Genomic DNA, 25,684 nt, shown 5'->3' on the forward strand with positions numbered 1-25,684 from the left:
GCCCTCCTCAAGCAAACTTCGATGATCTTAAAACTTAACATCAATCGTGTAATGAATCATATTTTAAACGACATTCCCCTATCTTGCAATGCATTGATGGAAGAAAACATAACATGATCGTTTTTAAAAGGAGTTTATTGCGTCATGTCGAATTTTTAGTACATCCTTTCATCCTATTAGAATTTAGGTGACCGATTGCTATGAAGTCATTCACGAGATCTCGGATCTCCATGCTATACGTTGTTTTAATTGTCGTTTTACTAGTTCTTGTGAGTGTATCCAATTTTATCGCTTCTCGAAATATGGAAACGGAAAGCGATGCTATCGTGCACGATTCCATTCCGATTTCAAACACAACGAACAGCCTGCTTAAAGATTTAATTAACCAAGAAACGGCTATCCGCGGTTTTCAATTATCAGGGAATGAGCAATTCCTGGAGCCCTATACATCTGGTAAAAAGCAGCTGGAATTTGATCTGAGCACGATCAGCCAATACGATAAAAAGTATCCCACTTTGCAGCTTATTATGGATACGCAAGCCATACCAGCCATTAATAATTTACAAAAGTTCTTTGACACACAATACGAATTGGTGGCAGCAGGTAAATTAGATGAGGCGAAAGCTCGAATAGCGTCCGGCAAAACGATGATGGATCGCTACCGAGTTGTTCATACAAGCATCGAGAAGACCATAGACCAAATCACGTCAGATGCCTATTCAGCTTCCCTTCAAGCCGGTAAAACCTCCCGTATGATTACAATGGTCGGCAGTATTATTGCCTTAATTGCAGGTGGAATGTCCATTTTCATTTCCTATCGAGCCTATCAGGCTGAGGAAGAGATTCGTAGAAGCGAGGAAACGTATCGCTATATGGCTGAGAGCTTGGAGACCCAAAATGAGGAGATTATGGCCCAGCAGGAAGAGCAGCAGATCACACTCGCGAAGCTATCCGAACGTGAAAGGGATTTGGAACTTATCTCGTCCTATCAGGAGAAGCTTACAGGCTATGTGAAGTTGAAAGATTTCTTGAAACATACACTGCCAGCCCTGCTCAATTCATTGTCCCAAGATGCGGCTCTGGTCGTCATGGAACGTCACGCAGAGGACTCTACTTCTTATGAAGTCATCCATTCCATTGGTTATCCGAAAGAACATATTAATTTGAATCAGAGAGAGCTTTTTGGGCCGGCTAGGCGTGTTTTCGACGAAGGGACTCCTATTATTCATACACGAGATGTATCAGGTCATGAGCAAGGCGTCCACGGAGGAATGACACGAGCTGTCGATCAATATGTTCCTCTCTTGGACGATAAACAGAAGGTTATTGGCTTCTTGCTGCTTACTAGCTATCAAAGCTCCCTCTTTCAAGAAAATAATGAACGATTGACCAAAGGATTGGTTCGTCAGTTCGGTCTTGCCTTCTACGCGCAAGTTATGAACGATGAGAGGCTGGGGCAAGCGGCCAGCTTAGCAGAGTTGAATGATCAATTGATAACAGAGAAGCAGCTCATCGAAGGACAGCGCGATCTGATTCAAAATATTTTGGAATCCGCACATGAAGGCATGATGATGTGTGATTCGCAAGGAACCATCCTATTCTCCAATCATCGAATGAATCGGTATTTCAGTTTAAACGAACGCATAGGTGAGAACCTGGTTGATAGCAGTCACGAAATAGCTGCCGATTCGCCGAGCTTTATTGGTGTCGCCTCATCTATTGAAGCGTTGATTGATGGCTCACTGTCAAATCTCACACAACGGTTTAGTTTCGAGCTCGAGGACCAGGTCCAACACGCGGAGCTATATGCGACCGTAGTCAGTGAAGATACCGAACAGCAAGGCTACTTATTCGTATTTCGTGATCGCACCGAAGAAGAGCGTATTGATGAAATGAAGAATGAATTCATTAGTATTGTCTCTCACGAGCTGCGAACTCCTCTTGCCAGTGTGCTTGGTTTTATCGAGATCTTGCTGCATCGGGAGCTTTCACAAGAGAAACAAAAGAAATACATGGAAACCATTTATAAAGAAGCACATCGCTTATCGAACCTAATCAACGATTTCCTTGATTTACAGCGGATGGAGTCAGGTCGACAACTGTATCATTTCTCCCCAGTCAATCTGCTGCCTACATTGCAAGAGATCGCCGAGCAGTGGCAGGATAAGCATAGCCATCAGATTCTCATTCATCAGCAAGAAGCAGAATTATATGTGAGAGCCGATGCAGATCGTATTCGTCAAGTCTTCGACAACCTGATCAGCAATGCGATTAAGTACTCGCCAGCAGCAGATCACATTGATATCCACTTAACTGTCGATCAAGGTAAAATCACTATAGCGATTCAAGATTACGGGCTGGGCATCCCAGAGGATGCCCGTGACCAAATGTTCTCCAAGTTCTTTCGTGTCGATAACTCAGACCGGCGTCAAATTGGCGGTACTGGCTTAGGTCTCGCTATTGTGAAAGAGATTGTTGAAGGACACAACGGACATATCTCCTACACCTCCGAAATGGGACAAGGCACGACCTTCCGAATTGAGTTCGATCTATATGAGATTTCTAATATGGATGGTCAAATTGTTATTTTCGAGGATGACGATAATCTGGCTAAATTAATTCAAGTTGCGCTGAATAAGCTGGGGCTCCCCTCCATGCAGCTTCGTTCGGCCGAAGAGGGCATTATCGCGCTGAATCGCTGTAAAGGCGAGGGACCGATTCTGTTCATCGTCGATATTCATCTGGAAGGTGCCAAGACAGGTTGGGATTTCATCGCTGATCTATACCGTCATCCGGTGCACTATCAGACGCCTGTTATCGTTTCAACAGCACTGGATCCGCCTCATGATTATCATGAGAAAGAGATTGAGAAATATCTCAAAAAGCCGTTCACCATGGAACGTCTCGTCCAGGTAGCGAAGCGTCTGCTTGATAATAAGCAAAGTAACGCATACGTTTTTCCAGCCCAAAATAAAGAGAACCTCACGACCACCTTACAGCGAAACGGTATTGATGTGCTTGAAATGAAAGAAAGCATCGATATGATCGAGGTCGAAATCAAGAAGCCCCAATCGAATACCTAATGCACCAAAGTGAGCCTTCGGTTAGACATTCCATGCAACTTTTGCGGCATCCCCTCTCTCCTTCTAATTTGATTAGGGGGAGCGTTTTTTTATTGTAAAGACAGAGGGATTTCCCGGCCTTGTAGCCAATATACTAGAGAAATACCATTTGATGAGAAGGAAAGGTGTGACCCTAGTGGCAAAGCTTGAATCCGCTTCCAACAAGGTGCAAGCACGTAAAGTTTGGACCCTGTTCTTCTCCTTGCCGATATTCGCTTGGGCGATGTACGATTTCGCGAACACGATTTTTTCCTCCAATATCGTGACTGTGTTTTATCCATTTTATTTAAAAGAAACGTTAGGCAAGAGCGAAGAATTGAATCAGATTGCCAGTACTTTCATCACTTACTCCAATGCGATATCCAGCTTTTTCCTCGTGTTGTTGTCTCCCTTATTCGGGGTATGGATTGACCGGACGGGCAAAAAGAAGGCTTACCTTGTCCCCTTCACGCTTATTGCTATCGCGGCGACTCTACTCATGGGCGCTTCGGCCTTTTGGCACACCGATCAGCAGTGGTTGGGACTCAACACCTCCTTACTAGGCGTAATTTTCTTCTTTATGGTCGCCAAATTCTTTTACAATTCAAGTTTAATCTTCTACGATTCAATGATTTCGGATCTGGGTAATGCTCGTGAAATTCCCGTCATTTCTGGAGTTGGCGTAGCGGTTGGTTATGTCGGCACATTAGTTGGACTTGTCGTGTTCCCACTGATCAATGGCAATCATTTTGAAAATACGTTCATCCCTAGCGCGCTCATGTTTCTGATCTTCTCTTTGCCTATCATGTTTTTTTACAAAGAGAAGCCTCAGAAAACCGTCAGTGAGAAAAAATCGCTCCTCAGCGGGTACCGTGAGATCTGGGATACGTTCAAAGAAGCAAGAAAGTACCGAGCTGCCTTCTTATTCATGATCGCCTACTTCTTCTTTAACGATGCGATTGCCACGGCGATTGCCGTGATGGCCATTTATGCGAATACCGTTATGGGCTTCACCACGGGGCAATTCATTCTGCTCTACCTCGTTTCGACGGTATCGAGCATCATCGGTTCGTTCCTTTTCGGCTATGTGACCAGAAATATCGGCCCCAAAAGAGCGGTGACCATCGTCGCCTTCATCCTTATTATTGCGATCTCCTTAGCGGCATTTGCAACTAGTCAGAGCGTATTCTGGGTTGCCGGCAGCTTGTATGGGGTATCTATGGGCGCTATGTGGGTCACTTCCCGAACACTGATTGTTGAGCTAACGCCGGAAGAGAAACGCGGTCAATTCTTCGGATTGTTTGCCTTCTCGGGTAAAGTATCCTCGATCGTTGGTCCCGCTCTTTATGGATCGATTACCTGGGCGCTAGCGTCATCTGGCAACCTAGCTAGTCGCGTAGCCTTAGGCTCTCTCTTGGTCCTTGTCGTGATTGGTCTGCTGGTTCATATGCGCGTGCCGCAGAAATTGCATTCCTCCTCTTGATTCGTGTACAATAACTTTTAATAAAAGACGGAAGGTGTGTGAGGCGTATGAAGGGTCCAGTTGATATTAGAAACGTGGTCTTTTCCTATTTCTCACTCATGGAACACTAAAGCATTCATTGCTTTAGTGTTTTTTTATGGGTACAAATTTACTCATTTGGGAGGAGAGATGGATATGCGTTACAAGAGGGTCCTAATTAAACTTAGTGGCGGGGCTGTAGCTGGAGATAGTGAGTTTGGCTTCGATCCGACGCAGCTTAATCACATTGCCAATGAGATTATGACCGTTGTCAATCTAGGTGTCGAAGTGTGCATCGTGATCGGCGGAGGCAATATTTTTCGCGGGAATATGGGCGAGAGCTGGGGAATCGAGAAGGCAGAGGCTGATAACATCGGTACACTTGCTACCGTTATCAACAGCTTGATGCTGCGCGGTGTTCTTAAAGCAAAGAGCGAAGCTGAAGTGCGCGTCATGACAGCGATTCCGATCGCTTCCGTGGCGGAGCCTTTCATCCGACTGAGGGCCATTCATCACTTGGAAAAAGGATACATCGTTATTTTCGCTGGCGGCAATGGACAGCCTTTTGTCACCACCGATTATCCATCGGTCCAAAGAGCCATTGAAGTCAACTGTGAAGCGATTCTCGTCGCGAAGCAGGGGGTTGACGGTGTTTTCGACAAAGATCCGAAGCACCATAAGGAAGCTCTTCAGTACAAATCACTCCACTATAACGACGTTATCCAAAATGATCTCAAGGTCATGGATCAATCTGCCTTCATTCTAGCGCGTGATTATCATATCCCCATGCATGTTTTCAATTTCGATAAGCCTGGCTCCATGAAAGAGATTTGTGAAGGCCAGAATACAGGCACGATCATCAGTGGTTCATCCGAACTCATTTTTCATTAAAAAAGCGCTCAGATGGTGCTCTGTTGTTAAGCTTAACCACAGCTAGCTTGAATGCTGGTTGATAGAGACTGTCTATTCATTGTGATGCTTTAGAACTGGTAGTCATAACTTTAAACTTCGATTTTAGAGTCGTTCAACAACTTGGTGAGGTAGATTGGCTATAGCGATTATCTGTGATGCTTTAAAACTGGTAGTCATAACCTTAAACTTCCATTTTAGAGTCGTTCAGCAGCTTGGTGAGGTAGATGGGCTATAGCGATTATGAATGTTGTAATTTTTACAACAATTCACATGCCCAAAGGCTATTTTGTACGTTAGAGTTGTAGTTTGTACAACAATTCGAACCCATTTGTCGTGAAATCACCTGTATGGGGCTAAATTGTTGTACATAATGCAACATCGAGGGGAAAAAGGCGGGATTTAGGCAGAATTGTAGTACTTTCTACAACATCATTCTGTTGAGATGATAGCTTCATCCGCCACCTCGAACCACCATTATTTTCCATATGGAATTCTAAATCTCTTTTATCCATTGATTATAAAAGCAAAAAGACCCGAGAGAGGTTTTTCCAAAGTGTCCTTCTTTCGGGCGCTTTATTCGGGTCCTTCTTTCGGGTTATTCTTTCAGGTTCTTCTTTCCAGCACTTCTTTCGGATGCTTCTTTCAGGCTACAGCTCATGGCAGCCGCTCTATCCTTTTCCTTGATAGGGACGTTTTAGCTAAGTAAAAGCACGTAATAGTCATTCGCATTCTTCGTTTTGAAGCCACATGATTCGTATAAACCTAAGGCCTTCTCGTTCTCAACGGAGACCTCCAGCTTAATGGAACTAGTATGATCTTGCTGCTTTAATTCCGTTATCGTTTGGCTCAAAATACGCCGCCCATAGCCTTTGCCACGATACGTAGGCACTACACAAAAACCATAGATGAATCCACTCTCTTCCGCTTCGACCATGGCTCCAATCTTCCCAATAGGCTCTCTCTTCTCTCCAAGCTCAGCAATCCACGTCCGCTCTTTATCGCCGGTAATGGTTTGGGTGACATACTCTCTCGTGTCGTTCTCCGACATGTTGAACCCTGACATATTGAGCTTAACCAACAATTCCGTATCCTGCGCATTCGCCAAACGAATGGCAATATTATCATCTAAATCTTGCGGAGTCTCTCCTGCTTGCTCTTGAAGCTCCATGACATATTCAGAAAAACTGTAGGTTGCGCCTAGTTTCGTAAGAAAAGCTTTGCCGCTCTCCGACCCGCGCTCATTAATGAAAATCAGCTTCGGGACTTCCCTGCGCCGACACTCCGCTATCGCATTTTGAACCAATTGACCAAAAATACCTTGGCGCCGCGCCTCTGGATGCACCATCCCGCTAATCTCTACTTCGGTCGACATAAAGCTATATATGGCCAAAAAGCCGACAATACGGTCATTTTGGTAAAATAAAAAGTCATTCGTCACGCCTGACGGACGGTCCGATAATGTGCTCCAATTCAGTTTAATCTCGATATGGTCATGGCTATTACAAGCTTCCCAAAGCTTCCGAACTTCCTCCAGCTCCTGCGGTGACAGTCCTGCTCTTGGCATGATTCCTTGTTTCATTATGCTGTCCTCCATGATTTCCAAATGGTAATTGGCTTGCCTGCTGTCATTATACATGTCTAAGCACCGGCGTGGTAAGCTAATAAATAATTTTACACAAATTTTCTTACGTAACAGGAGTTTCTTACAAAAACCCAAAAAACCTGACCGAGGATGGCCAGGTTTTTCAAGAACACTTACTTCCCTCATTACATCCGGTCAATTTACAAACTAACCGGTTCCTTCCTCCGATGCGATGAATACATCGCATCCACAACTGCCACTATGCTGCGCGAGTAGTCCATGGAGCATTCAGGCTCCCGGCCCTCAGCGATACAATCCAGTAGCTCGCGGAATTGCAGAACGAAGGGCAGCTCCGCTTGCTCCATAGCCATCTGACGGTAAGGTCCGCCGTGGCTGATCCAAAGACTATCCCCTGTTAGCAGCTTCAGCATGCCTTTGGTGAAGATAAGCTCCGTCTCGTTCCGAGACGCGCCCGTATAGCCGGACTGAGTTAGGGTGGCTGGAATCCCCCTACTCGTCTCAAGGAAAGCCATGCCTCCGCCCTCCACATCTCCCCGATCCATCAAATAGCTGACCGAAGCATTGACCTTGACGATACGGGAATGGGTTAACCATTGAATTTTATCGACAGTGTGGGAGCCAAGGTTGGTGAGAATGCCACCGCCTGCTTTGGCCTGCTCAAAAAACCAATCCGGCCGCTCGGGCCGATTGTACGCAACATGCCGGATATCGGAGATCATGACGAGCTCCCCAAGCTCTCCGCTATCAATAATCGCTTTGGCAGCCAAATTTTCGCGGATATAATGCTGCGTGTGACCGACCATCAGGATGACCCCGCTTCGTCTGACGGCCACCATGATCTCATCACATTCCTGCACAGTCAAAGCCATCGGCTTCTCGAGCATTACATGGCAGTCGTTCTCCGCTGCGAATACTGCAGCTTCACGGTGGAGATAATGAGGCAACGTGATAATAACGATGTCCGGCTTCTCCCGCTCGATCATGAGACGGTAATCCGTATAGGCATGAATGCCGTACGGAGAGGCCAGCTCCTCGGCACGCTCCTGCCGGATATCGGCAACGGCCACTGGACTTAAAGCCCCCTTCATTACTGTCATTGCCATGGCTTCCAAATGGCGGACGGCGATGCCGCCTCCCCCCACTAAAGCTACGCGAAAGCTCATATTTTCCCCTCCGCTGCCATTCGATCTGGCAAGATGAGCTAGACCGTTTATTTTTGAGCCGACTTCAACGAACGTTCATAGGCTGTTTTATAAATCTCGTTTATTTTATCGATGCCCAGCTTTTTCATATCTTCCACATACTTCGGCCATTCATCCAAGCTCCGGGTGCCCATAATAAACTTAGACAGGTTCTCATCCCGCTTCTTGTTAATAGCGTCTCCGATCGTCGACAAGGTCTCCGTTTCGGCAGCAGTGAAGGAAGGACGCGGCTGCATTTGACTATCGTATTTTGGCGCTTCTTGGTAAGCCGTCTTCAGCTCCGGAGAAGAGAGCGACAGATGGGCATCATAATCGAACAAGACGTAGGCTCCATCGGTAGACAGTCCTGTCTTTTTGCGCAGATCAGCGACGTCGGCATATTTCTCAATAAACTGCTTCTTGCCGTTCTCCGTCTTGAAGGTCTCTCCTTCTTTTCCCCAGCTTGCCAAAGTTTTACCTTCTTCGCTGTAGAAGAAATCCATAAATTGCATCACGTCTTTAATCTTCTTGGAGGTGGTGGAGACCATCATGCCGGCTTCTACGAATTGAGTAAACGCGTTCTTCCTGGGTGCCCCGCTCCAGCCGGCAGGTGTTGCCATGAAAGCCAAATTGTAAGTCGGATTAGCCTTCCGTAGAGCCGTATTGAAAAAATCAATCCGACCGATATAATCCACGGAAACAAACGACCGCTCCGTAGACATCAAATCCTGCCACTGCTTCGTATCCACTGTAAGGAAATCCGGAGGAATTAACCCTTCCTTGTAAAACTTGTTCAAGTACACAATGAGCTTTTTAAAATTATCTTCGGTCGGGCCGTAACGCCATTCTTTTTTATCATAATCGTAGTAATAATCCCAGCCCGTCGAAAAAGCCGGCACAAAATTACGCAAATATAAAATCCCGGAGTCCGTTCCGGCACGCCAAGCAAACGGAAAGCTGCTCGGGTATGCTTCTTTTATTTTCTTCAGTGCCGTGTACAGCTCATCCCACGTTTGCGGCTGGCTGAGATTCAATTTTTTGAACACGTCCTCGCGGTACAGCCAGTTCATCCGATTCGTCTCACCAATCCCTTTGTTTGGAAAAATATACATTTTGCCATCCGCAGCAAGCGCGTTCTGCGTTTCGGCCGGATTTTGACTCATCCACTTCTTGAAATTCGGCATATCCTTCGCATAATCCAACAGATTGACCAGTGCGCCCTGTTGGCCGTATTTGTCTGCCAGCTTTTTGTCCAGTGTGAACATCAAATCCGGCATATTGCCTGAGGCAATCGCCATGCTCAAAGCATCCGGGAGGCTGCCTGAAGGAATTTGTACTTCCAGTGTTGCACCGGTTTTCTCCTTCAGCATCTTCCAAAACGGAGCGTCCTTGCTGTAAGGCCAGCTCGGATGGGAATTATCGAGAAACGTGAACGTCTGCGGTTTGATGGTTGCAGGTGCAGAGGCTGTTGCCCCGCTATCCCCAGCGGCCTTCTCGCTCGGAGAGGTCTGACTTTTTTGCGTACAACCTGCAAGGAGGGATAAAGTCAAGCCCCCTGCCAATAATAGCGACAATATTTTTCTCAAACAGATCGACTCCTTCTAAGTTAAAGTAAAAGTAAATAATGATGATCATAGCCTTCGTCTGATACAATTGTCCCGACGACTCTTACCCTTTCACAGAACCGATCATCACCCCTTTAACGAAATACTTTTGCAAAAATGGATAGATCAGTAGAATCGGCAAGGTGGATACCATAATAGTCGCAAATTTCAACGTATCCTCCACAACCAGATTATCTCCGCCAACGCTCGACACATTGGAGGAAATAACCTGCCCCTGCAGGACTATATTGCGCAGCACGACTTGCAGAGGGAATAACGATTGATCACGCAGATACAGCAGCGCGGAGTAAAAATTGTTCCACATCCCTACAGCGTAGAACAAACCGATAGTCGCCAACAAGGCTTTGGAAAGTGGAAGCACGAGCCTGAAAAAAACGCCGATATCCGTCAATCCTTCGAGTTTGCCTGACTCCTCCAGCTCCTTCGGCATGGCGGAGAAAAATGTCCTCATCACAATCAAGTTCCATGTGCTGATGGCCGTCGGAAGTACCATCCCCCATAAGGTATCGATCAACCCAAGCGATTTGACCACCAAGAAGGTCGGGATCATACCGCCGCTAAAGAACATCGTAAAGACGATCATCATCGTAAATGTTTTGTGCAACGGCAGCTCTTTTTTAGAGATGGCGAATGCCCCCATGGAAGTAATGATCAGCGATAGAATGGTACCTACCACGGTGTAAATTATCGTGTTCACATAGGCTATCGATATTCTCGGGTCCTCTAGTACAATGGCGTATACTTTCAGGTTGAATCCTTTGGGCCACAGCGTGACCTCATTCTTCAGCACATAGACGGCATCGCTTAATGATACAGCAATCATATACACAAATGGGTATAACGTCGCCACGACTACGCACAGCAGAAGGAAGACAATCCCCAGGTCCACAACTCCGAATTTTGCTTTCATAATGACTTCTCCCTTCTACCACAGGCTGGTCTCACCAACCTTGCGTCCGATCCAATTCGCGGAATAAATGAAAATTAAGCTGATGACGCCCGTGAACAAATCAATGGCTGTCGCATAGCTGTAATTACCTTGCCCGATCCCCGTCCGATAGACATAGGTGCTAATAATATCCGCCGTCTCATAAACAGCCGGATTATACATCAGAAATACTTTTTCGAACCCGATATCGAGCACATGGCCGACATTCAGAATAAGCAAGATGACGATGGCGGGAGCAATCCCTGGCAGGGTGACGTGGACAATTCTTTGCCAACGGTTCGCCCCATCGATGCCTGCCGCCTCGTAAAGCTGCGTATCGATGGACGTTAATGCCGCCAAATAAATGATCGTTTCCCAACCAACATGCTGCCAAATTTCAGAGACAACATAGATCGATCGGAACAGCTCAGGCATCGCCATGAAATTAATCGTATCCAAGCCCAGCGACTTCAGAAGATGATTCACGATCCCGCTCGAGGGGGACAGGAACATCAGCACCATGCTGGCCGTCACGACGTTAGAAATAAAGTGGGGAAGGTAGCTTACGGTTTGCACGAATCGTTTGAAGAAGGCTTGCTTCAATTCATTCAGCAAAATTGCCAGGATGATAGGGGCCGGGAACCCGAAGACAAGCTTGTATACACCCAGCAGCATCGTGTTTCGCAGCAATTTGAAAAAATCCGGATTTTGGAAAAACATGAGGTAATACTTAAAGCCCACCCAATCGCTGGCCCAAATGCCTTTGAATAAATTGTAGTTTTTAAAAGAAATGACAAGACCGAACATCGGAGCGTACTTAAAGAGTACGAAATAAATGAAGGTCGGCAAAAACAACAGCAGCAAATATTTTCCCTTGTTCCACTGCTGCCAGCGAGACCTCTCCGTCTTGCGCAGCTCAGCACGAGGAGGGGCTTTCGTTGAAGCTAAGATGTTGTTATCCATTGGCATCACCCCCATTTTCTTCAAATTATTTGTATACACATACGCCGCTTTTGTACGTTTTCCGAATGTTGACCGTCTGGCCGTCCCACTCTGCGAGCACGAAATCTGCCGGAGCCCCTACAGCTAGCCCTTGTCCAGTAGGCATCCCCATCTTGGCGGAAGGTCGGATAGAGGCCATCTCCCATGCCTCGGCAAAGCTGCACAGCTCACGCTTTACTAAATGTGCGATGCCCCAAGGGAGCAGCTGCACCGAGCCTGCTAGCAGCTTCGGATTGTCGGCCAAATGCAGCCTTCCTTCCGGGGTCAGCACGACTCGGCCGCCGATATGCGTCTCATATTCGCCAGCCGGCATGCCCGACAGCATCACCGCGTCGCTTACTAACAAGGCCTGTTCTGCTTTTACCTTCAAGGCCACTTTCAACACCGAGTCAGGCAGGTGAAATCCATCAGCGATCAAACAGGTCCACAGTTCATCCGAGGCGAGCTGCTCCCATAAGTAATTCGGATGACGGGGCAGCATCGTATGCGCGCCGTTGCCAAAATGCGTGGATAGGGATGCTCCTGCCGCCACGGCTTCCTTGATTTGCTCCGACGTGGCAGATGTATGCCCGATGGATACAGCGACGCCGGTTGCAACGCATTGGCGGATAAAATCCGAAGTGTTAGGCCACTCGGGTGACAAGGTGATGATGCGGATTCGTCCCTCGGCGGCATCCTGCCACTGCTGAAACAACTCCCAATTCGGCGCTTGGACATAGCGGGCATCGTGTGCACCGCGCGCTCCGTCTTCTGACGACAGGAACGGTCCCTCCAGGTGAATTCCGGCGATGCCATCCTGTACAGCCCGATCCTGAGAGCAAGCACGCGTGATGGCTGAGCATGCGGATTGTATCGCTTCGTTGCTATTCGTAATAAGAGTTGGAAAAAATGAGGTGACGCCTTCCTGCCATAAAAGTAGCACGGCCTCGGATAACGTTTGTTCCGTCAATGGCATCGTATTAAAATCTTTACCTTTAAAGCCGTTGATCTGCAAATCGACAAGTCCCGGACAGATAAGTGGAAGCGTGCATTCAGAGCATTGCCCCCCTGATTGGTCATTCGGTTGTGTCATCGGATGAGGCTCAATACTCGATATCCGTCCATTCTCACAAGTTACTCGCACCGGTGTTCCTGTCCGGTAATCAATGCCTTCCAATTGCACCTGCATCGATTGGTGGTTTTGTGGCTCCGTTCCGTTCATCCCGGTTCAACCTTTCCCCGCATGGCAAGCCGGATCATACGAATCCTGGTCTACATAAAGGGTACAATTCAGATGCTGCCGCAATATAGATGCAGGGCAGGCCGTTTCAATTGGTCCTGTGAGGGTTCGGGTAACAGCCGCTCGTTTGGTCGGTCCCGGCACCATGCAGATCAGGTGGGATGCTGACAGCAGGGCCGGAATCGTCAGCGTAAGCGCCGTATCAGGAACCTCCTCGAAGTTGGGGAAGCATCCGTCGTTCACCTGCTGCTGTCGGCAGGCATCGTCCAAGGTAACGGCTTTGACCCAGACGGGATCTTGAAAATCGGCTACCGGCGGATCGTTGAAAGCGATATGACCGTTCTCTCCGATTCCGAGACAGACGATGTCAATCGGAGCTTCCCGCAGCAACTGCTCATAACGGTCACATTCAGCAGCAACTCCATTAGCCGTTTGGATATAATGCACCTCTCCGGGCTGTACAATATCAAATAGTTTGTCTTTAAGAAAACGGCCGAAACGCTGCGGTGCCTCTTCCGACAAGCCGAGGTAATCATCCATATGAAAGGCAGTTATACGGGACCAATCAATCCCGGGTGAATCGATCAAAGCAGCTAAAAATTCATTCTGTGACGGTGCTGCCGCAAAGATCATCCTTACCTGCGGTTGTTGCTCCAGCAGTTCCTTAATCTGCTTCGAAGCGTGCTCTGCAGCGACCGCTCCAAGGGCATCTCTATTGGGAAATACCTCGACTTTAAGCTGATCGGTATGAAATTCAAGCATCAAATTCGCATTGGAATGCATTTTTTCTCCCCCTTCGTAGGATCAATTGTCCAGCTGCTTACGGTAACGCGTGTAGCTTCGCCAAATGCGATATCCTAATTTTCCATAAAAATCCACGTATGACGTTGTATCAATGACGGTCTTATGAATTCCCCGCTGCTGCAAAAAGTGAACTCCCGCTCTGACGATAGAGAGGCCATATCCATAACCGCGAAACCGTTCATCGATGCCCAAGGGGCCAATACCGCCAAGCTCCTGTTCACCGAACAGCTCCGACCAATACATGTTTTGCGCCAGTACAGGAGAATGCCAATCGTTAATTCGGCAAAAACCAATGATTTCGCCTAACTTCTCACAGACAACGAATTCGCGCCCCTTCCCTCCGCGTTTCCAATAATCCATCGTCTGGTACTCCCATCGCCCTGGAAAGCAGCGCCGCATGAATACCATTAGAGCTTCCTCTTCATCCTGCCTCAACAAGCGGAAGATAACTCCCTCGTCCTGATGCAGCTCCAGAGGCAGGGACTCCTGCTGACCACTATTATCGTCATCGTTGTCCCCATCGTCGTGGAATAAATCATACACATCGGATTGTCGCTCATAGCCTCGCTTCACCAGCCAATCCGAAGTATAGTTGCTGGGCGAGGGAACGCCTGGAACGATACGCAGATGAAAATCGTTGCCCACTTGCACCCGTTTGACTCCCTGCCCCCGCAATGCGGCTTCCAATCGACGCAGCAATTCACTCCCAATACCACGGCTGCGGTAAGCGGGTGCCACCAATAACGTGTGAATGTAGCCGTCGTCCTGACCGAAATCGAAACCGGATGTCTCATCCTTCCAAGCCTTGGAGACCACATACCCTACAGCCCGGCCTGTCGCTTCATCAACCGCGATCCATGTTCCTGCCGCCTCTACGTTAGGGTCAGACCCTATATTTTGCTCCAGAATCGACTCCCGCATAGGAAACAATTCTCCCCATTCCTCATTCCATAGCCGTTTTAACTCCGGTATGCGATCGGACGTGATCGCTTCATACTTCATCGATTCGTTACCTCCTTTCATTTTCTAAGCCCATCTCATTCAGCAGTTGCAAAACCGTAAGGATGCCTAACCGAAACCGCCGCTTCATAGCTTCACGCGTTTTCCTGCACCGGCAGCACGACTCTCGTTCGCAGCTTCCATAAATCGAATGATTTCCAGCGTTTCCTCGGGCTGAATCCCGGACTCGCTAGATTTAAACATCGTCATAATACGCTCCAGCAGACTTGCGTAATAGGGCTTGGAGTACGCGTAAATATCGATGTAATCCGTTCCATCCATACGATGGATGGCTCCCCCGAATCGCTTATTGCCTCTGCGGTTGCCGCGTATTGAGCCGAGGCGTCCATCTGCCCATTCGCCTACGACCACATCGTGGTCTGAGCTGCAGACCGCCTGCACCTGTCGACAGCCTTGGCCTAGTGTCCGGTACATCATGTCCACCGTATGCACGCCGTACCAGAACAAGCCCGGCTGTGTCTCCTGCAGCTCCATCGGCCCAAAGGCATCCGCACCGATGATCTCACCCTGCTCCGTTCGGTTCAAAGCCTGCGTTAACCCTTCGGCAAATCGGAGCGCAGAGCAGCTCATGAAGGTCACGTTATGCTTGCCTGCCAGCTCGGCGATCGCTCTCGCGTCATCATAGCTAACCGCGAACGGCTTATCGACGAACACTGGCTTCCCATATGGGGCGATGCGGCGGAACTGCTCCAGATGCACGCGCCCATCCACCGACTCCAGCAGCAGCGCATCACAACGCTCCGCTACCGCTTCAGGGGAATCGAGGATCTCTACCCCGTATTGCTCCCGCAGCTCTGTTGTAAACCCGTCCACGCGTGAAATACTGAGCGGGAAGTCAGGTGAGCCTCCGGCATAACCCGCCGTGATTTTCCCTCCGGAGATGTGATACTCATTGGTCGTATCATTCAATAATTTGGTAAAAGCCGATACATGAGAGGTATCCAGCCCAATCATTCCGATTTTCAATTCTAGTGACATTCGGCGCTTCCATCCTCTCCGCTGATTATTCATTACACTTTTTACTATGCGAGCTGAACTTCTTTCCCTGTCCTGGCAGACTCGTAAATAGCCAGAATGAGATCAACTGATTTTTTCGCTTCTTCACCTGTAACCAGGGGATCTCGGTCCTTATGTATCGCCTCAATGAAATCCTCTAATAGAACAAAATGACCGTCGCTTGCAATGTTGGACGGGTCGCTGCTAGAGTTCACCCTGCCCTCCACCTGAGGTATCGGCTCGTCGCTTCCCAGGAAGGACCATTGCTTGATTCCGCTATCCGCGAATAGGATAGAGCCCTTTTCGCCATGCAGCGCAAAACTCGTTTCCAGACCGGGGTATACGGATGTCGTGCCTTGAATGACCCCGAACGCTCCGTTCTTATATTTCAAGACAGCTACTGCCGTGTCTTCCACTTCAATCTCTCTTACCAGCGCTGCGGAGTAGGCGAATACGGACTGCACATCGCCCATCAGCCACTGAATCACATCAACGCCATGAACCCCCTGGTTCATCAGCGCTCCGCCTCCGTCCAGCTCCCACGTTCCCCGCCAACCGGCACTTCTATAATACTCAGGACTGCGATAGTACTTCAGATAGGCATCGCCAAGCAGCGGTTTGCCTAGCTTGCCCTCCTGAACCGCCTTCTTGACAAAGAGCGACGCTGGCATGACCCTGCGCTGAAATACGCAGCCCAGCTTCACCTTGTGGTGACGGCACGTATCGATCATTAGCTGCATCTTCTCGGAAGTAATCTCCAGCGGCTTTTCGCACATGACGTGCTTTCCTGCTTGAGCGGCTGCGATGACCACCTCTCCGTGCAGCCCACTCGGCGTGCAGACGCAGATACAGTCGATATCTTCCTGCTTCAGCATGTCCTCATAATCGGAATAGACGGAAGGGACACCGTACGTTTGTGCAAATTGGCGGGCTGCCTCTAGCTGATTATCAGCAACTGCTGCAAGCTCTCCTCCTATGGAATGAGCCAAAGCTTTGGCATGAAAATGGGCGATAACGCCGGTTCCTACGATAGCGAACTTCAACTTTTCTGACATAGCGAACACTCCTTATTAGTTAATCCTGCAAACTTGAACTTGCCCTTCCTATGCCACGATCTTATAACGATTCTAAGACCGGAGCCTATAACTACGTATTGAGATCCTTAACATATCTTCATAAATCATTAAAAATGATAAGAATCACAAGATTTATGAAGCTCAGCCCATGGATACTCTTATTCCTTTCTAAAATGCGCCATGCTATAATAGCCACACGTTAACCTCTAATCGTGATAAGCTTCCTTCATTTCATATACAACCTTTTATCACAAGAAGGCAGGGGATAGCATGTTTAAGACAACATACAGCGGATCTCTGTTATACCGCCTATTGGCCAGTTTTGCGGTCGTCATTCTGCTGCTGGTTTCATTTAATGTGTTAACCTACACCTTTTTCCTCAGCAATATCCGTCAAGAAATGTTTAAGAACAGCAGCCTAAGTCTCAATAGCACTGCCGTCAATTATGAAAAACACATTTCCCTCATAAAGAGCATGATGATCAGCTTTTATTCCAGTAACCGAACAGAGCTTTTGAAGACCGATAAAAACGAGTGGGATTATTACATAGCAAGTCAAGTACAGAAGGATTTGCAAAACACGCTGAAAAATACCCAGCTCTACTTACATAACGTCATTTATTACTATCCTAATATGGATTATGTGCTTGACAAGGATGGCGGGCGCTCCGTGAATTCGATGTTCGAGAATTTCCTCCAATCCGATCTTTACCCTGCTGCATTTTGGAAAAGCGAACTTCAGAACGCACCGACTTTTCATGTGTATCCTGCCTCAGACTTCAAAGAGCAGACCAGCTTCTCATCGCATCGTTTAGGTACCTTTAATCCGATTTTGTTCAAGAGCTCGAGAGACCCGAACTTTGCCATTATCGCTTTTCTGGACAGCACCCGGATGTATGATTCGTTCAATCAAATTCCGCCGGATCATGACTTTCGTATTTTGGACGATCATAACCAAACCCTCTTCTCGGTTTCTAAGCGAACCCTTGCCAAGGAAACGATGAGCCATTTCACCACTTCCTCAGGCTACTATTTACAGGGAACCGATTATTACTTTTATCAAAAGAGCTCTGAAAGCGGATTAACGTATGTGTTGACCGTTCCTTTCGCATCCATCTCCGATCAAATTACGCGTCTAAACCTCATAATGGCGCTTTTGCTCGTCGTTTCTATCATTATAAGCATCGCTGTATCGATCTTTTTTGCGGTCCGATTTAACAATCCGTTGACGGCTATTATCCAATCCATTCAACAGGCGAATACCGCCAAAGGGCCTGCCCGAAGCCAAATCATGGAGTTTAATGTCATTGGCGAAAAGCTCCACGATCTGTTTAAAAGGAACGAAGATATCCATAAAGATCTCCATGCCAAAAATTCACTTCTGCAGCAATTCGCCTATTTAAGCAAAGTGAAGATGATTCATACCAATATTCAGGACGTGAAAATACCTGTTGACACGGATAAACCGTATCGGCTGCTCCTGTTTCAGCTTATGTTCAAAGAACGGCTGCTGCAGGATCTGGAGTTGGACCCTAATATGGCTTCCTATTACATTAAAGAATTTATACACTCGGTCTTCCTGCAGTCCTTTTCGAATTCGGTTACTTTTCAAATTGAGAAGGATCAAATTTTGACCCTTTTGTTCGTGGATGACGCTACCTCGGATTTAACCGGCATCCTGGGGAAAATCAAACAATTTCTCGCACCGGATTCAGATTATTATGATGTGAGCATTGCGGTAAGTCCGGTGAATACCGACTCTTTGAAGTTCAACCTCGCCTTTGAGCACGTCTCGAGCCTACTGAAGCAGCGCCGTCTGGGTGAAGGGGTTCAGGTGATCGACGGAGATACTCCCGTATCCTCTAAGCAGCTATGGTTTCAGCTTGCCAAGGTCAATGATTTTACAGCCAATTTGGCTACCGGCAATGATGCCGTCACGATTCCGCTGGCCATAAGACTCTTGGAGCAGGCCTGTAAGGAGCAGGCCTCCTACTATCAAATGTATGAGCTCTCCAAGGAAATCGAAAATCTAATTATCAAATCGATGGTTTCGTTAAACATCCCTCTGCCTAGTCTGAACGAGCAGCGCTCCTCCGCCGAGCTATTGAAGGACTGCCGTACGTTGGAGCAGTTTCAAGACTATTTCCGAAATCTGCTGACACAATCTGGAGTAGCGGTACGACAAAAGAAAAGAAATACCGATTATATCACTAGCTTCGTTATGAGTTACGTCGAGAATCATTTTGGGGGCGACCTATCGCTGGAGCTGATTGCCGAGAAGTTGAACATCACGGGGACTTACCTGTCCACTTACTTTAAAGAGAAAAACGATATGAATTTCAGCGACTACGTCAATACGGTTCGGATGAACAAGGCGATAGAGCTGCTGCAAAAAACCGATCTCAAAGTACAAGATGTAGCCGGTCTTGTCGGCTATTATACTGTGGCATCGTTCAACCGGATGTTCAAGAAGCACAGTGGGATGACCCCGAGTGAATACCGTCGATCCGTCAGTTAATGTTTGTAAAAAACCGCAGCTTCCTCGCATACAACTCATGCGGGAACTGCGGTTTCTTGTTGTTCACTGCAAGGTTAGATGAGTATCAGTCTGGATGAATGTGTATGTAGACAAGGATGTGAAGGTAGATTGGAATATGGAAATAAACACGGAAGTGAATGCGTCACGGAGTCGTCATGTTGTTGTAGTGGGCAGTTAGCTGAGCTGCAGTCAATTCATAGTCGTACAGAGCAACTTTGCCTACGGCGCCTTGGAAGAACGAGGACAGATCGCGAGTACCTACCCGCATAGGTGCCGTTCCGTTACCGGGAACGATGCTGTAGCCGGACAAGCTATCTTGATCGCGAAGCACACCGTTCTTGAATAGCTTCGTGTAGCCGGTCGGGTACGTGGGGCTCGTGTTCACGGTATTGATGACCAGCGTGTAGTGGATCCACTGCCCAGCCGTTACCGTATCTTGGAAGTAAGAGCCGGCTCCCAATCCGCCGCTCAGATTGAAGGAGTAGCCGCTGATCCGGTTCGGACGATTCTCGGTGTTCGTAAAATTGTACATTCGGGCAACCCAAGAGTGCTGTCCGGATGCCCCTTTTCCCATCCAATGCACGTAGCCGCTGCCTTCGTAATTGGTGAATTGAAGCACATCCGGCCGCATCCACGCCTCAATCGTCAATATTCCCGTCCGTGTCACTTCCAGATAATCATTGTCCGGAACTGTGAAATACTGATTCGAGCCGTTAAACACAATCGCCGCATCCCCGTTCGGCAGGGTAGTTCCCACTGGGCTGCCTGTAAAGGAACCGTCCAAACTGTGACCGGATTGGTCTGTGGTAACGCCTGACGCCAACGGCCAATACCCAACGGGGTTGTCCGCCAGAATCGCGGCATCGTAGGTAGTTACGGCAAATGCTTTGCCTGTAAAGCTACCCGGCGTCACAAGCATTGCAGCAAGCACCATGGCAGTTACCCATTTTACAACATGACCTTTGCTGCTCTTCGAAATCACTAAGCTCATCCTTATCTTACCTCCTTCGTATAGTTAAGCTCCCAGCCGGCGCCTTAGCGCTTGAGCTACAGGGCTCTTCGCTTAGCTTAGACGGCCAACCTTAGGAATGATATAGCTGTATATTTCACTTATTCACTGATCTTTAACTGAGTAGAAAAAAAGAAGAAGCGAAAGATTCACCTATTGACTTCAATAGATCTTCTACCGGGGATATTCACATGTCGGAACTATGGCGTGGTAAGCTAATAAATAATTTTACATAAATTTTCGTGCGCATTGAACGATTTATTGGAGCTGTTCGTATTATCTAGGAATTCAGGCAGAGAGGATGTTCATTCATTTGGAAGAGCACGATTTAATTCGTCAGGCCATACAGGGAGACAATGCCGCTCTGTCCTTGCTGCTGCAGCAGCACTATGCTTTTGTTTACAAGTATCTGTTGAAAATAACGCTTAATCCACCGATGGCTGAGGATATTACGCAAGAAACCATGATCCGATGTATCGAAAAAATAAAGCTGTACAACGGGAAGTCCAAATTCTCATCTTGGCTCATAACCATTGCCACTCACTTGTTGATTGATCAAGGAAGACGGCGCAAACGCGAGAAGCGTTGGCAGGAGCATGAGCAGCAGCAATCCATACGTCAGATGCAGTGGCAGGCCGGACATCAACATGAGGCTTGGCCTGATGTGCTGAATGCCCTGGCAGAGCTGCCGCAGGAGAGCCGTATCCCGGTTATTCTCAAGCATTACTATAGCTACACGTATGAGGAAATTGGGCAGATGCTCTCCATTGCAGAGGGCACAGCCAAATCGAGAGTGCATCATGCACTGAAGCAATTACGAAAGGAGCTGGCGTAGATGGAACCGGAAGACCCGAAGAAAAGGGAAGTTTTGAAGAACGATGGGAGCAAGAACGTCTATCGAGGGCTAGAGAGTACGGATGAGAGGACAGCACAACAGCTGCAAGAAGGGCTTCAAAGGCTCGATGAACTCTTTCCGGCTTTCACGCCAAGCCCCTCTTGGTTTGATCAGCAAATCGTTGAAACACAAAACAAACAGCGTTCAAAGCTCTGGAGAGACTTGCTCATATTGTGGATAGCCGCTCTACTGCTGCTCTCCCTCTTATATGCAATGATGCATGCACAGCCGGTTGTTTTCATCACTTTTCAAGTTCTCGCTGTTGTAGCGCCTCTGGTCTGGCTTCTCGTTCGCAAACAGGAGGAACACCACTATGAATGATCCAAAATGGGATCAACTGCCTCTCTGGGCATGGATCGCTATCCCCCTTCTTCTACTCGCGCAAAGCACGTGGCTGTTCATGGATGCACGTAAACGCAGCGCGAAATACCCATGGTTCTGGGGGATCTGGGGGATCATTCAAGTGCCGTTCCCCTTCATCGTCTATCTATTCGCAGTCCGTAAAATACACCGAAACTGGTCACGCAAATAATAATCGTACAAGGATGTGAACAAATGCCAATTCCACTTCATAAAAATAGACGGCTTATATTATCTCTTACTTTGCTCGGCGCATTTGGCGGAATCACTGTGCTTCCGTATCAGATGTCCATAATGTCAGGCGGCTTGAGTCAAACAATGGATCAAGCCGGCCTTCCATTTGGCGTCATCATCGCTCTGATGGTCTTTCAGGTTACTGTCATGACCTTGATTGCAAGTTGGGTTGGTCTTTCGCTTGCAGCTAAAGTTGGGCTCGATCTGCCGATATGGAGAAGTTGGTTGAATGAAGGCCGCTTCATTGGCTTTTCAAAAAAATGGCTTGTTATCTCTTTCCTAGGGAGTTTTCTCGGTACTCTGTTGGTTTTGGTTCTGGAAATCTACTTGTTTCAACCTTTTCTTCCTGCAATCCCTGTCGCTCCATCAGTAGCCTTATGGAAGGGTGCATTAACGCTGTTCTATGGCGGTATCGTCGAAGAAGTGCTGGTGCGGCTGTGTCTAATGACACTGCTCGTATGGGTATTCTCCAGATTTCTCAGAGAACGTACACATATTCCGGCTTATCTGTATGGGATCGCTATCATCGTGGCAGCTCTCCTGTTCGGACTTGGACATTTACCGGCAACGCAAATACTATTCGGTGAGCTTACTCCTGTATTAATCGTCAGAGCACTCATCAGTAACGGACTTCTAGGGATTTTTTTCGGATATCTGTATTGGAAAAAAGGATTGGAATATGCCATCCTTTCTCATATGGTTGGGGACTTCTTCTTGCACGTTGTTTGGTCATCGATTTTTAGTTGATTGTAAACGTTTAGAAAAGGATGATGCTCTGTGTTTCAATGGTCTGTTGTATTTATATTACTTATTTGCTGCCTCCCGGGGCTGGCGCTGATGTCCTACGGCATCGTGCATACCTTACGCCGCCTTCCGATGCCGGAAGGCAAGAAGCTCCCGCCTGCACCTATGCTGCGGCTGCTTGTCTTTGCCCAGACCGGCCTGCTCATTGCCTTGCTGGCCATCGTTGGCGCCTACTTCGCGCCCCGCGCCGGGCTCGAAGATCCCTTCCTTCTCGCCTTCGCGCAAGGCGAAGGCGGTACAAGACTCTGGGAGCTTCTGCGCCCGCAGCTCCTCGCAGGGCTCCTCGTCGGCGTACCAGGAGCCGCGGTCTTCTTGGCCGGATACTACTTCGTATTCCGGCCTTGGCTTGACGACGCCACCGTCGCCAGCATGGAGCAGTTCCGCTTGCAGAGCGGAATTGCAGCGCGCGTGCTCTACGGCGGCGTCGTCGAGGAAGTGCTCATTCGCTGGGGGCTCCTGAGCCTCCTTGCGTGGTTGATCTCGCTCCTAACCCCCGGCGGCGGTGTTACCACCACAGGGGTATGGCTCTCGATCCTCGTGAGCGGCATCGCATTCGCAGCGGGGCACGCGCCCTCGTATGCTGCCGCAGGCTGCAAGCTCACCCCTAGGTTCTGGACGGCGATGCTCGTCTTGAACCTGTGGGTATCGCTTTACTGCGGCTGGCTGTTCTGGCAGCATGGCCTTGCCGCTGCCATCGTGGCACACATGCTCGTGCACGCAGCATGGCTGCCGCTGGATCTCCGCGTCGCTCGGCGTGCGACCGCTTGATACCAAAGAATGGGGTGCCGGCAATTTCATGCCGGCACCCCGTTCTTTAATTTCTTGAAAGGTCCATCAGAAGAGGAGCTGATTGTTCACTTATACTTGTGACCCTGCTCCACGATGAGCCGCTTGTAGACCAGATGCGAAAGTACGAATCGTAATCACCCCTTTGACTCTCTCCGATCCACGCTCATTAATCACCTCTCTCACAAACAATAGGTAAAATTTCACAAAAAGTTCATGAAGTGACGTCATATTGGCTAAGAAACCAATGGCAAAAAATTCACACTTATTTTACAATTAGGCCTATAGTCATGGACCTGAGGAGGGGTATAGATGTCGAAAAATAAAAAAATATGGCGATTAACCATACGCAAAAAACTAATGTTGGTTTCTCTGCTTTTACTGTTAACGCCCATATTAGTGTTAGGTGCCATTACTTATAATGTTTCAACCCAAGAATCCGATAAATTGATTCAAAGCAATTTGAAAAATTCGGTCAAGATGGCTTTGGAACTGACGTCGGCTTTTGAAAAAGCTTCGAAACAGGGAACGATGTCGAAAGAAGATGCTCAGGAAAGAGTGAAGGAACTATTGATTGGAGCAAAGAAGGATGGAAAGCGTTCGATCAATGCTAACATTAATCTCGGTGCCAACGGTTACTTCTTCATTCTGAATGCGAACGGCGACTTGCTGGCACATCCATCTTTGGAAGGTCAAAACATAATAGATAAACAGACGAAAGACGGCTTTTATTACATCAAGGATATGATTCAAAAAGGAAAAAGCGGAGGAGATTTCACGATCTATAACTGGCCGCTTCCCAACTCTACAAAAGAAGGAAAAAAAATTTCGTATGTTGAGGCCACGAACTCGGATTGGGGTTGGATCATTTCGGCAGGCTCTTATATGCAGGATTACAATTCGGGACAAGCTCATATTTTGCACACGATGCTAATTACGTTGATTTGCTGCACGGTAATCGGAGTCGTGGTGATGACGTTATTTGCCTTCCATATTTCCAGACCGATTAAGCGGCTTGCCCATCAAGCGGAACAATTAGCAATGGGAGATCTTCGTACAACCAAATGCAAAGTAAGCAATAACGACGAAATTGGTGAACTCGCGGTTTCTTTTCAATTCATGCACGACCATTTGCGCCAAATTGTTTCAGGGCTCTTAGCTAATTCAGATAAGTTAACGGACTCATCTCATGAACTAAGCCAGTCTATTGGGGAAACGACAACAGCGAGTAATCAAATTTCGACCTCTATTGAAGATATGGTCATAAGCAACGAAACGCAGGCCCGCAGTGTCAATGAAAGCTCGACAGCGATGGAAGAAATGGCTGTTGGAATTCAGCGGATCGCGACCACCTCGTCTGCCGCCTACGAAGCATCAGAAATGACGCTGAAGGAAGCGGAGCAAGGTAACCACCTGATCAAGGAGACAACCCTGCAAATGAATGCTGTAAGTCTTACAGTGGGCGATCTCGCGAAGATTGTTGAGAAACTTACGGAACGTTCTCAGCATATTGGGGACATCGTCCAAGTGATCACAGATATTTCCACTCAAACTAATCTGCTCGCTTTGAACGCATCCATTGAAGCTGCACGCGCTGGAGATGAAGGCAGAGGATTTGCAGTCGTAGCTGGCGAGGTGAAAAAGCTGGCTGAGCGTTCTACGGCATCAGCTGCTGAAATTGCTGAGCTGATCCAAGACATCCAACTAGATATGAAGCAAGCTGGTGAGGCGATGGAAAAAGGCGAGCAAGAGGTTTCTGCGGGTGTGAGCGCAATACAGCATACGGGTCAAGCTTTTGTTCGCATTCTCGACGCAACGCGGAGCGTTGTGAATCAAGTGCAGGAAGCTTCGGCAGCTGCTGAAGAGATGTCTGCCAGCTCGCAGGAAATCGCCGCTTCCTTGCAAGAAATCGAACGAATGGCGAACCAGACCAATGATTTGGCACATCTGATTTCCTCATCTACGGAAGAGCAGCTCGCAGCAATGGAGGAGTTGACATCCGCTTCGGAATCATTGGAAATCATGTCCTCAGAAATGCAATTTATGGCTCACCGATTTAAACTATAAGCAGCAGGATAAAGTATCCCCTT

General features: G+C 47.9%; 21 protein-coding genes. 10 read left to right on the forward strand and 11 right to left on the reverse strand.

Annotated features, from left to right (window positions below; genetic code table 11):
* The first annotated feature begins 200 nt into the window (after nt 1-200).
* From ACBP55_RS36815 to pyrH, 3 genes are all read left to right on the forward strand, one after another.
* Nucleotides 201-3,083 (forward strand): ATP-binding protein, encoded by a 2,883-nt coding sequence (locus tag ACBP55_RS36815; protein ID WP_464648497.1) that lies wholly within the window; start codon nt 201-203, stop codon nt 3,081-3,083.
* Nucleotides 3,084-3,258: 175 nt separating this feature from the next.
* Entirely contained in the window at nt 3,259-4,584 is a 1,326-nt protein-coding gene (locus ACBP55_RS36820) for an MFS transporter (RefSeq protein ID WP_464648498.1), read from the forward strand.
* 174 nt (nt 4,585-4,758) lie between these two features.
* Entirely contained in the window at nt 4,759-5,493 is a 735-nt protein-coding gene (pyrH, locus tag ACBP55_RS36825) for a UMP kinase (RefSeq protein WP_029197956.1), read from the forward strand.
* Nucleotides 5,494-6,208: 715 nt separating this feature from the next.
* On the opposite strand, the gene ACBP55_RS36830 is transcribed toward pyrH, so the two are convergent.
* The 10 genes from ACBP55_RS36830 to ACBP55_RS36875 all read right to left on the reverse strand — a co-directional run bounded on the left by ACBP55_RS36830 (nt 6,209) and on the right by ACBP55_RS36875 (nt 16,947).
* Nucleotides 6,209-7,093: a GNAT family N-acetyltransferase gene (locus ACBP55_RS36830; protein WP_464648499.1), complete on the reverse strand. Its 885-nt coding sequence runs from the start codon at nt 7,091-7,093 to the stop codon at nt 6,209-6,211.
* A 203-nt stretch (nt 7,094-7,296) separates the two neighbouring features.
* Nucleotides 7,297-8,280, reverse strand: coding sequence for a Gfo/Idh/MocA family protein (locus ACBP55_RS36835; protein ID WP_464648500.1), 984 nt, complete (start codon nt 8,278-8,280; stop codon nt 7,297-7,299).
* A gap of 47 nt (nt 8,281-8,327) precedes the next feature.
* Nucleotides 8,328-9,884: an extracellular solute-binding protein gene (locus tag ACBP55_RS36840; protein WP_464648501.1), complete on the reverse strand. Its 1,557-nt coding sequence runs from the start codon at nt 9,882-9,884 to the stop codon at nt 8,328-8,330.
* 82 nt (nt 9,885-9,966) lie between these two features.
* Entirely contained in the window at nt 9,967-10,833 is an 867-nt protein-coding gene (locus ACBP55_RS36845) for a carbohydrate ABC transporter permease (RefSeq protein ID WP_464648502.1), read from the reverse strand.
* A gap of 15 nt (nt 10,834-10,848) precedes the next feature.
* Entirely contained in the window at nt 10,849-11,814 is a 966-nt protein-coding gene (locus tag ACBP55_RS36850; protein WP_464648503.1) for an ABC transporter permease, read from the reverse strand.
* Nucleotides 11,815-11,839: 25 nt separating this feature from the next.
* On the reverse strand, nt 11,840-13,054 hold the full coding sequence (locus ACBP55_RS36855; protein WP_464648504.1) for an N-acetylglucosamine-6-phosphate deacetylase: 1,215 nt from the start codon (nt 13,052-13,054) through the stop codon (nt 11,840-11,842).
* 6 nt (nt 13,055-13,060) lie between these two features.
* Nucleotides 13,061-13,855 (reverse strand): glucosamine-6-phosphate deaminase, encoded by a 795-nt coding sequence (locus tag ACBP55_RS36860; protein ID WP_464648505.1) that lies wholly within the window; start codon nt 13,853-13,855, stop codon nt 13,061-13,063.
* Nucleotides 13,856-13,876: 21 nt separating this feature from the next.
* Nucleotides 13,877-14,878, reverse strand: coding sequence for a GNAT family N-acetyltransferase (locus ACBP55_RS36865; RefSeq protein ID WP_464648506.1), 1,002 nt, complete (start codon nt 14,876-14,878; stop codon nt 13,877-13,879).
* Between the two features lie 84 nt (nt 14,879-14,962).
* A complete protein-coding gene (locus tag ACBP55_RS36870; protein ID WP_464648507.1) occupies nt 14,963-15,874 on the reverse strand; it encodes a Gfo/Idh/MocA family protein in 912 nt (303 codons plus the stop codon).
* Between the two features lie 44 nt (nt 15,875-15,918).
* Nucleotides 15,919-16,947, reverse strand: coding sequence for a Gfo/Idh/MocA family protein (locus ACBP55_RS36875; protein ID WP_464648508.1), 1,029 nt, complete (start codon nt 16,945-16,947; stop codon nt 15,919-15,921).
* Nucleotides 16,948-17,238: 291 nt separating this feature from the next.
* Here ACBP55_RS36875 and ACBP55_RS36880 point away from each other — a divergent pair, with 291 nt between their 5' ends.
* Nucleotides 17,239-19,485, forward strand: a complete 2,247-nt coding sequence (locus ACBP55_RS36880) for a helix-turn-helix domain-containing protein (protein ID WP_464648509.1) — start codon at nt 17,239-17,241, stop codon at nt 19,483-19,485.
* A gap of 163 nt (nt 19,486-19,648) precedes the next feature.
* On the opposite strand, the gene ACBP55_RS36885 is transcribed toward ACBP55_RS36880, so the two are convergent.
* Complete coding sequence (locus ACBP55_RS36885) at nt 19,649-20,497, reverse strand: LamG-like jellyroll fold domain-containing protein (RefSeq protein WP_464648510.1); 849 nt, start codon at nt 20,495-20,497, stop codon at nt 19,649-19,651.
* A gap of 331 nt (nt 20,498-20,828) precedes the next feature.
* On the opposite strand from ACBP55_RS36885, the gene sigY reads away from it, so the two are divergent.
* From sigY to ACBP55_RS36915, 6 genes are all read left to right on the forward strand, one after another.
* Nucleotides 20,829-21,350 carry an RNA polymerase sigma factor SigY gene (gene sigY, locus ACBP55_RS36890; RefSeq protein ID WP_464648511.1) on the forward strand — a complete coding sequence of 174 codons (522 nt, stop codon included), beginning with the start codon at nt 20,829-20,831 and terminating at the stop codon, nt 21,348-21,350.
* Nucleotides 21,351-21,731 (forward strand): YxlC family protein, encoded by a 381-nt coding sequence (locus ACBP55_RS36895; protein ID WP_464648512.1) that lies wholly within the window; start codon nt 21,351-21,353, stop codon nt 21,729-21,731.
* Nucleotides 21,724-21,942: a sigmaY antisigma factor component gene (locus ACBP55_RS36900; protein WP_464648513.1), complete on the forward strand. Its 219-nt coding sequence runs from the start codon at nt 21,724-21,726 to the stop codon at nt 21,940-21,942. Before ACBP55_RS36895 ends, ACBP55_RS36900 begins: the two co-directional genes overlap by 8 nt.
* 23 nt (nt 21,943-21,965) lie before the next feature.
* A complete protein-coding gene (locus tag ACBP55_RS36905; RefSeq protein ID WP_464648514.1) occupies nt 21,966-22,751 on the forward strand; it encodes a CPBP family intramembrane glutamic endopeptidase in 786 nt (261 codons plus the stop codon).
* A 90-nt stretch (nt 22,752-22,841) separates the two neighbouring features.
* Entirely contained in the window at nt 22,842-23,576 is a 735-nt protein-coding gene (locus ACBP55_RS36910; protein WP_464648515.1) for a CPBP family glutamic-type intramembrane protease, read from the forward strand.
* Nucleotides 23,577-23,906: 330 nt separating this feature from the next.
* The gene (locus ACBP55_RS36915; protein ID WP_464648516.1) at nt 23,907-25,661 is read left to right on the forward strand and encodes a methyl-accepting chemotaxis protein; all 1,755 of its coding nucleotides are present in this window, start codon (nt 23,907-23,909) and stop codon (nt 25,659-25,661) included.
* The last annotated feature ends 23 nt before the right edge of the window (nt 25,662-25,684 follow it).

The sequence above is a fragment of the Paenibacillus sp. WG02 genome (assembly GCF_055396115.1).